The sequence below is a fragment of the Armatimonas sp. genome, assembly GCF_031410135.1.
In the GTDB taxonomy this organism is placed as follows: Bacteria; Armatimonadota; Armatimonadia; order Armatimonadales; family Armatimonadaceae; genus Armatimonas.
Map to the genome: position 1 here is coordinate 1 of NZ_JANNYP010000576.1, position 6,692 is coordinate 6,692.

The following is a 6,692-nucleotide window of genomic DNA, read 5'->3' on the forward strand; positions in this document are numbered from 1 at the left end:
GTCGCTCGCTGCTCAAGCGCCTGGGCAAGTGGCGCAGGGAGCTTGACCTGGGCCGACTTGGGGTTCGCTCTGAGCACCAGAATTGCGCGGGGTCTGCGCGGACAATTGCGCGGCCCTTTCCTTTAGAAGAGAGCAAAGCGCAGAAGACGACAACTGTACGAAGGGCTGGCTCAGAGTCCAAGATAGTGGATGTTGTTGTCTCTCCTGCGGAGGTTTCAGAGCCAGATAGCGAAGCCGTCACCGTGGCTGTAGATGCAGGACTTACAGTACATGCCGCCCGTCGAGCGGTCGGGGAGAAGCCTTTGGATGCGGTGAGGAGTGCGGTCAGAGCGGCACGGGCTTACGCGGCCTCGCACGAAGTGCGGAGCCTGCCCGCGCTTCTCTTTACGGCGATACGTGCCGGGTGGCTCGCACCCACGCCGTCGTCGAGTCATGCTTCTGACTTGGGCGAGCGGCCACAGAGGATCATCGTTGCACCAGCGCAGATGCGGACAGAGACTGTTCTTCCGCGCACCGCTGAACCCGAGAGCTCGGCGGCGGCATGGGAGGCACTCTCTGAAGGTGAACGGGCGGAGTTTCTAGCCCAAGCATTTGCTGAGGTTTTGACGGGTGGCACGGAGCCTGAGAAGTCTCTTGCGCGGCGGCGCGGCGTGGAGTCGCTTCCTGTGCTGATGCGGGCGAAACGGCTGGCACGAGAGCGGGCTGAAGCCTTGGGAGCCAGCGATGCCGGGTAAGCGGCGCGACGGCCAGCTTTGCCTACGCGGCATGGCGAGCATCCGGCCCCGTAAGCCCCGCGCCGAGGTCGAAGCCCAGGAGCAGCGGGCGTTCTTCGTGTGGCTTCGGCTCCACGCGAGAGCATATCCTGAGCTGCGCTGGGTGCATGCGATCCCGAACGGTTTGTGGCTGGGGCCGAAGCGCGGGGCGGACGCCGTTGAGTTGGGGCTGACCGCCGGGGTGTGGGATGTGTTCGTACCGGTGCCATCGTCGGGGTGCCACGGGCTTTACATTGAACTGAAAGCAGGACGCAACGGACTGACCGAGGAGCAGGCGGCGTTTCGTGCCGCGCTGGAGCCGTTGGGCTCTCGATTTGTGGTCTGTCGAAGCTGGTTAGAGGCGAGAAATGCGGTCGCAGAATACCTCGGATTGGAGCACCTTGGTGGCCGTTGATAGGAGCTTTGGTGGCCGTTGGCTGACCGGCTGAAATCGGGCGCTTCCGGTATACTATTCGGCGTGAGTGATTCGAGTCGTGTCTACCTGCGTCGGGGGGATTTTGGAGCGCTGGCGGAGGCAAGTCTGCTCGATGGCGTGTCTTTGGATGCGGTGAAAGAGGCCGAGGCGCTCTGGCAGCCTTTCTTGGTTCAGGCGCTGGAGCAGGCCCGAGCCGCAGGGGCGATCTCGTTCGATCTGCCGGAGCATAAGCACTGGGACTGGCTGAGAAAGGCGCGGTATGCGCTGGTTCGTCAGAACTTCCGGCTTCTTGGCGTGGTCTGTGACGGGGAGATGCAGGGCTTGATGATCCTGCGCACTGATCACACCAGCCGCCTGGCGGACACGCTGGGAGAGCCGCTGGTGTACGTGGACTATCTGGCGGCGGCTCCTTGGAACCTGCGCGGGCTGGCTCCCGTGCCACGCTTCGCGGGTGTGGGGCGTGTGCTGATCGGGGCGGCGGTTCAGGTCAGTCAGTCGTTGGGCTGGAGCGGCAAAACCGGATTGCACTCGCTCCCCCAAGCGGAGTCGTTCTATCGGCGCACTTGCGGGATGCAGGATCTGGGACGCGACGATAACTACGATAAGCTGCGCTACTTTGAGCTGAGCACGGCAGATGCCGATACTTTCTTGCAGGGAGGTTCAAGATGAAGTTCGAGTTTACAAAAGAGTGGGCGGAGTCGGTTCCGCTGGAAGATGATCTGCTCGATCCGTCGGCAGGGCGACTTTCTTATGACCCGGCAGAGCTGGCGGAGTCGGCTAGCGTCTCGTCAACACCCCGACGAAAGCCCCTCCCAACACGCCCTGCTCGCCCAACCAAAGTCATCGGGAAGTGATTGCGGCTTTTTGTCAGGGCGCAGGGTTCCCCGCTTCGACGTTCACGGGTAAGCGCTACCAGCCGTCGCGGGGCCTTTTTATATTTGCCTTAGGTTCACCCAAAGGCGGGATCACTCTCCGGGTGGACCGCACTCACGTGTGTTCACCAACAGAAGAAACACACGGGTGGGTGCTGCACAGAGACGGAAACCGAGGTTGTTGTTTCGGTTGCCCGGCGAGTTGTTGTTCCGATACGCGCAACGGAAGTTATTCGCGTTGTTGTTGTTCCAAGAACCGCCGCTCCCGAGAGTAACCCTGGCCCTTTCGGTGAAGATTGGGCCAGGAAAAGCATACTCTATTTCCCTAAAAAACGCAACTTTTTCTTTACAAGTATCATTTTATGAGATATAATGACACTGTAAAATTAAATCGAAGCGCTTCGCGCTGTTAAAACAAACTAAATACCCTACGACGGTCCTGCACAGAGACGGAAACCGAGGTAGCCGTCTCGGTAGCCCGGCGAGTTGTAGTCCCGATGCGCGCAACGGAAGATATACGCGATGTAGAAGCGCCAAGAACCGCCCTTGCTATAGCGGTTAGCGGTGCTTCGGCCGTCACTACACCACTGATACACGTTCCCCGCCATATCTGACAGGCCGTGGCTGTTAACGAAAACGTTAGAGCTACGCTTAACTGGAGCAGTACCTTTATCGCTACTCGTTTTTGTCCACCACAACTGATTTGAAGGCGCATCATTGCCCCAAGGGTACTCAATAGTACGGCCACCGTCACGAGCCGCGTACTCGAACTCAGCACTTGTCGGCAAACGACCACCCGCCCAAGTCGCAAACGCACTCGCTTCGTCCCAGCTCACGTTCACAATCGGGTGATCCAGAACAGAGTCCCAGCCACCAGACCAAACGGGGGAACTTGGAAGTGCCGGCATACTCTTACCCGTGGCCGCGCAGTACGCTTTCCACTGGGCCACTGTTACAGGAGTCGCGTCCATCCAGAAGTCGGAAACCGTCACACGCTTTTTCGTCTCACCCATGACAAACGCACCACCCGGAACAAAGCACATCTCAGCATCGCCTTTACGAGTCCAACGAGCCCCCTTACGCGAACCAACAGGTTTCTTGCCTTTCCCGCCCACAGTCGCAGAGGGCTTGACTGTCGTTGCAGTGGGCTTGCTGGGACTGGGCTTGGGAAGGGCCGTGTAGCTTAGCGCGAGAGGGACTGTCTCACCGGGCACCAACGTGATGCTCTGCCGAACATCCTCGTAGCCCGGAGTGCGCACTACCACACTCACCGACACGGGATCGACCACCGAGCGCGTGTACGACGAGCCGCTCACCTGGGTTCCATCCACCGTTACCACGGTGCTCGCTAGCGGACCAGTGATCTTCAGAACCGCCGTCTGGGCCACTTTCTTGGGCGCTACTACCACAGGAGCAAGGGCCGCGCTCTTGCCCACGCTGATGAAGAGAAACTCCCCTTCCGTGCCACGGCTTCCGAACTGAGGGGTCTGTTTGGCGTTGGTGATGTTGGCGACACTGGTCTTTAGCGCGGTGCCTAGCTCACTGGCGAGCAGCAGCTCACCGGGAGTGGCGGCCAGGGCGCGTAGCTCCTCCAGTAGCTTGAAGGTGAGCGCACCGTGGCCCAGCTTGGGGTCTTCCAGGGCCTCTTCGGAGCGCCCGCCCGCTGTGATGGCTTGGAGCGCGGGCCGAGCCAGGAGGTTCTTGATCACGGCGAGGTTGGGCCGGGCACCTGGCGAGCGGGGCTGGATGAGCAGGCCACCGAAGCAGGCATCGGCGATGAGGAGGCGGTGGCGTGCGGGGCAGGCTTCCAGAAACTCCCAGACACGGTTCATGGCGATGCAGTCGGTGAGGTAGCCCGAGTTGTCCTCTGGCTTGTTGAGATCTACCTCGGCATCGTGGGGAATGAGAAAGCCCATCTCCCCGCCAGTGGGCAGCTTCACAGTCTGTCCGTGGCCGGAGAAGAACACGAGTACACGGTCGGTCTCCTTCACGCGCCCGCCAATGGCAAGCTGTGCGAGCGCCTACTCGATCCCCCGCTAGGTCGCCTGGGTGTCGGTGAGCACGGCGATGTTCTCGGGGAGAAAGCCGTAGGAAGCCACGAGCACATCCCGCAAGTCGGTGGCGTCTTTGGCCGCGAAGCTGAGGTTCTTGCCCAGGTGCGCGTATGCGCTGATCCCCACCAGCACAGCGTAGGAGTTAGTATAGACCGTCGTGTCCGCCAGTGGCCCGGAGCGGGGAACAATCGCCAGAGACTTGATCTGCTGGGGACGAGCGAAGGCTTCGAGCGGAAAGGCAAGGGCGGTAAGGCTGGAGACGAGAAGAGAGCGCCTGTTCATGAGAGCATTATAACGTAAACCTATACCAGCTTGTGACACCGCATCTGCCGCCGGTTGGAAACCGGCGTCTGCAATGGCACTGCGTGCCGTAAAGCCCGTGCCGGGCTGGGGGTGGGGAAATGGGTTCGGCGCGGTATACTTTTGTGTGCCTAAGCCCTTTGATGCCTCCACAAAGTTCCTTATCGAGCTCGCCCCCGAGGACTGGCTCCGGTTCCTGAAGCTGCCCATCGGCCCCTCGGAGATGATCGAGACCGACCTCTCCACGATCACCGCAGCGGGCGACCGTATTTTGAGAGTTAATACCGTTCCGCCTTATGGTCTCCACGTGGAGTTCCAAGCAGGCCCGGACGACGAGCTAGAGGAGCGGGTTTGGGAGTACAATGTGCTCTATACGCGCCGCTTGAAGCTCCCGGTGGAGACCACTCTGGTGCTCCTGCGCCCGTTTGGCAACCATAAGAAGCTTACGGGGCGCTTTCAGGTAGTGGGGCCAGCAGGGCGGCGGGTGCATGACTTCCCCTACGAGGTTGTGCGGGTCTGGGAGCTGCCCCCGGAGGTGTTTTTGGAGGGTGGCAGTGGCCTGCTCCCTCTGGCACCGGTGGCAAAGGTCTCCCGTGCCGAAGTGCCGCAGGTAGTGCAGGCGGTCAATGAGCGGCTAGAGCGCAATCATAAACCCAGCGAAGCCGAGCAGCTTCGCACCGCAACGTTTGTCTTGATGGGGCTGAAGTACCCCAAAGAATTTGTGGAGAAACTGATGAGCAGAAATGTACTAGAGCTATCGTCAACGTATCAAGCACTGATCCAAGAGGGCTTAGACAAAGGCTTGCAAGAGGGCTTAGACAAAGGCTTGCAAGAAGGTCTCAGCAAAGGCTTGGAGCGGGGATTAGAGCAAGGTACAGAGCAAGGGCGTACCACGGAAGCACGACGGCTGATCCTGCGCTGGGGCACCAAGCGTCTGGGCGCACTGAGCAGCCAGGTCGAGGCCGCGCTGAACGCCGCCGATTTGGAGCGCCTGGAAGTGCTGGCAGATCGCCTCCCCGAAGCCGAGTCCTGGGAAGAGCTCCTCGCCGAGTAATCCCCCGCCCGATAAGTCGCAGAGGGCAGCTTCCCCGCTTTGACGTTCGCCGTTAGGCTACCAGCCGTCGCGGGGCTGTTTTATATTCGCTTCGCGTTCGCCGCGAAGCTGGACACCGCTGCGGGTGGACCACACCGAGCTTTGCGTCGTTTTGCCTTGCGGCTCTGCGTTGCATGCCTCTTAATGGATGCTGGGGAAGACAGAGGAAACTGTTGTTGTTCGGTTTGGATTTGGTGAGCAGCCCCCTATTCGTACTCGTCGAAGTCATCGCGAGGGAGCGTGTCTTCCACGGTGGGTCGGGGGACGCCATGTCGGCTGCAGGCGGCTAGGGCGACCCGGATGACGTTGTTGTGTGCGCCGATGCCGAACCAGTCGGGATCATCGTAGGTTTCGAGGTAGGCTGTGCGGGAGTCGTCGAGGGCGTTTAGGGCGGCGGGGAGGAACGCGCTCGGCGGCCCGGCGGGAACCTGCGTGCGGCTTTGTTGCATAACGACGGCAGTGTCTCAGATTTGTCTCGTCTATAAATATCTCAGGCAATCGCCAGTTATCAACAACAGTATGTTTATTTGTTTAGGCATTCGTCTTGTTCGATTTTCCTGATAGATGTTGATATCAAGGACTGTTAATGCCGCGATATGCAACAAAGCCCCTGCGTGAGGTACGCTCCCATCATCCAGGCGGCGCGGGCGAGGTGGTCGCCGATGTTGCATCCGGCCTGTCGGTCGTAGTTGAAGTCGGGCTGGGCGAGGCGTTTCTCTGCGGCGATGTAAAGCTCGTCGAGGGCGTCGGCCAGCTCACCGAAGAGTGGGGCGGCTTCGATCAACTCCGGTCGCCGCGACGCTCGGTCAGCATGCGTGGTTTGCGCCGATTGTACGGTTTTCGCTTTTCGCTTGGGCCACCAGTCCATCTGTCGCTCTCGTTTGCCGATTGTTATGCTTGCCAAGTCGTGGGTGCTCATTGCTCCTGGAAGAGCGGCGTTTGGGGAGGTGCCTACCCTAAAAATGGCTTTCACCCGCCTATTGCCCAGCGCCTCAGGAGATACACTTTCGCCAGTGAGGTACGAACGAAAAATCTTCGATGTCTCGCAAAACCGAAGTTGGTGATCGTTACAGCTCGCCTTTGTGTTTTTATTGTGATCTATTACTCATGGTTCGCTCATTTTTTGAGGGGTTTAGCAAATTTGAGGTAACCTCGTTTCATGACCGAAACGCTCACTCTTATCAC

General features: G+C 59.8%; 9 protein-coding genes. 5 read left to right on the forward strand and 4 right to left on the reverse strand.

Translation table 11 applies throughout. The annotated features are described in order from the left end of the window. The 4 genes from RMO15_RS21260 to RMO15_RS21275 all read left to right on the forward strand — a co-directional run. Positions 1-734 (forward strand): hypothetical protein (locus tag RMO15_RS21260; RefSeq protein ID WP_309716784.1); only part of this gene is annotated, 734 nt, incomplete at its 5' end. Beyond that, the gene (locus RMO15_RS21265; protein ID WP_309716787.1) at positions 724-1,167 is read left to right on the forward strand and encodes a hypothetical protein; all 444 of its coding nucleotides are present in this window, start codon (positions 724-726) and stop codon (positions 1,165-1,167) included. The genes RMO15_RS21260 and RMO15_RS21265, both read left to right, overlap by 11 nt. A gap of 63 nt (positions 1,168-1,230) precedes the next feature. Next, entirely contained in the window at positions 1,231-1,857 is a 627-nt protein-coding gene (locus RMO15_RS21270) for a hypothetical protein (RefSeq protein ID WP_309716790.1), read from the forward strand. Beyond that, positions 1,854-2,042: a hypothetical protein gene (locus RMO15_RS21275; RefSeq protein ID WP_309716792.1), complete on the forward strand. Its 189-nt coding sequence runs from the start codon at positions 1,854-1,856 to the stop codon at positions 2,040-2,042. Before RMO15_RS21270 ends, RMO15_RS21275 begins: the two co-directional genes overlap by 4 nt. 446 nt (positions 2,043-2,488) lie before the next feature. Here RMO15_RS21275 and RMO15_RS21280 read toward each other — a convergent pair whose 3' ends face one another. Beyond that, positions 2,489-4,051: an SUMF1/EgtB/PvdO family nonheme iron enzyme gene (locus RMO15_RS21280; RefSeq protein ID WP_309716796.1), complete on the reverse strand. Its 1,563-nt coding sequence runs from the start codon at positions 4,049-4,051 to the stop codon at positions 2,489-2,491. A 45-nt stretch (positions 4,052-4,096) separates the two neighbouring features. Next, positions 4,097-4,396 (reverse strand): hypothetical protein, encoded by a 300-nt coding sequence (locus RMO15_RS21285; RefSeq protein WP_309716799.1) that lies wholly within the window; start codon positions 4,394-4,396, stop codon positions 4,097-4,099. Positions 4,397-4,541: 145 nt separating this feature from the next. Here RMO15_RS21285 and RMO15_RS21290 point away from each other — a divergent pair, with 145 nt between their 5' ends. Further along, positions 4,542-5,468, forward strand: coding sequence for a hypothetical protein (locus tag RMO15_RS21290; protein ID WP_309716802.1), 927 nt, complete (start codon positions 4,542-4,544; stop codon positions 5,466-5,468). Positions 5,469-5,713: 245 nt separating this feature from the next. Here RMO15_RS21290 and RMO15_RS21295 read toward each other — a convergent pair whose 3' ends face one another. Both RMO15_RS21295 and RMO15_RS21300 read right to left on the reverse strand, forming a co-directional pair. Beyond that, positions 5,714-5,956, reverse strand: coding sequence for a hypothetical protein (locus RMO15_RS21295; protein ID WP_309716806.1), 243 nt, complete (start codon positions 5,954-5,956; stop codon positions 5,714-5,716). Between the two features lie 134 nt (positions 5,957-6,090). After that, positions 6,091-6,411: a hypothetical protein gene (locus RMO15_RS21300; RefSeq protein ID WP_309716809.1), complete on the reverse strand. Its 321-nt coding sequence runs from the start codon at positions 6,409-6,411 to the stop codon at positions 6,091-6,093. Positions 6,412-6,692 lie beyond the last annotated feature (281 nt).

Bases quoted from the DNA above. Each gene is read 5' to 3' on its own strand.
- RMO15_RS21295 (WP_309716806.1), bottom strand. From the start codon at position 5,956: ATGCAACAAAGCCGCACGCAGGTTCCCGCCGGGCCGCCGAGCGCGTTC.
- RMO15_RS21275 (WP_309716792.1), top strand. From the start codon at position 1,854: ATGAAGTTCGAGTTTACAAAAGAGTGGGCGGAGTCGGTTCCGCTGGAA.
- RMO15_RS21265 (WP_309716787.1), top strand. From the start codon at position 724: ATGCCGGGTAAGCGGCGCGACGGCCAGCTTTGCCTACGCGGCATGGCG.
- RMO15_RS21285 (WP_309716799.1), bottom strand. From the start codon at position 4,396: ATGAACAGGCGCTCTCTTCTCGTCTCCAGCCTTACCGCCCTTGCCTTT.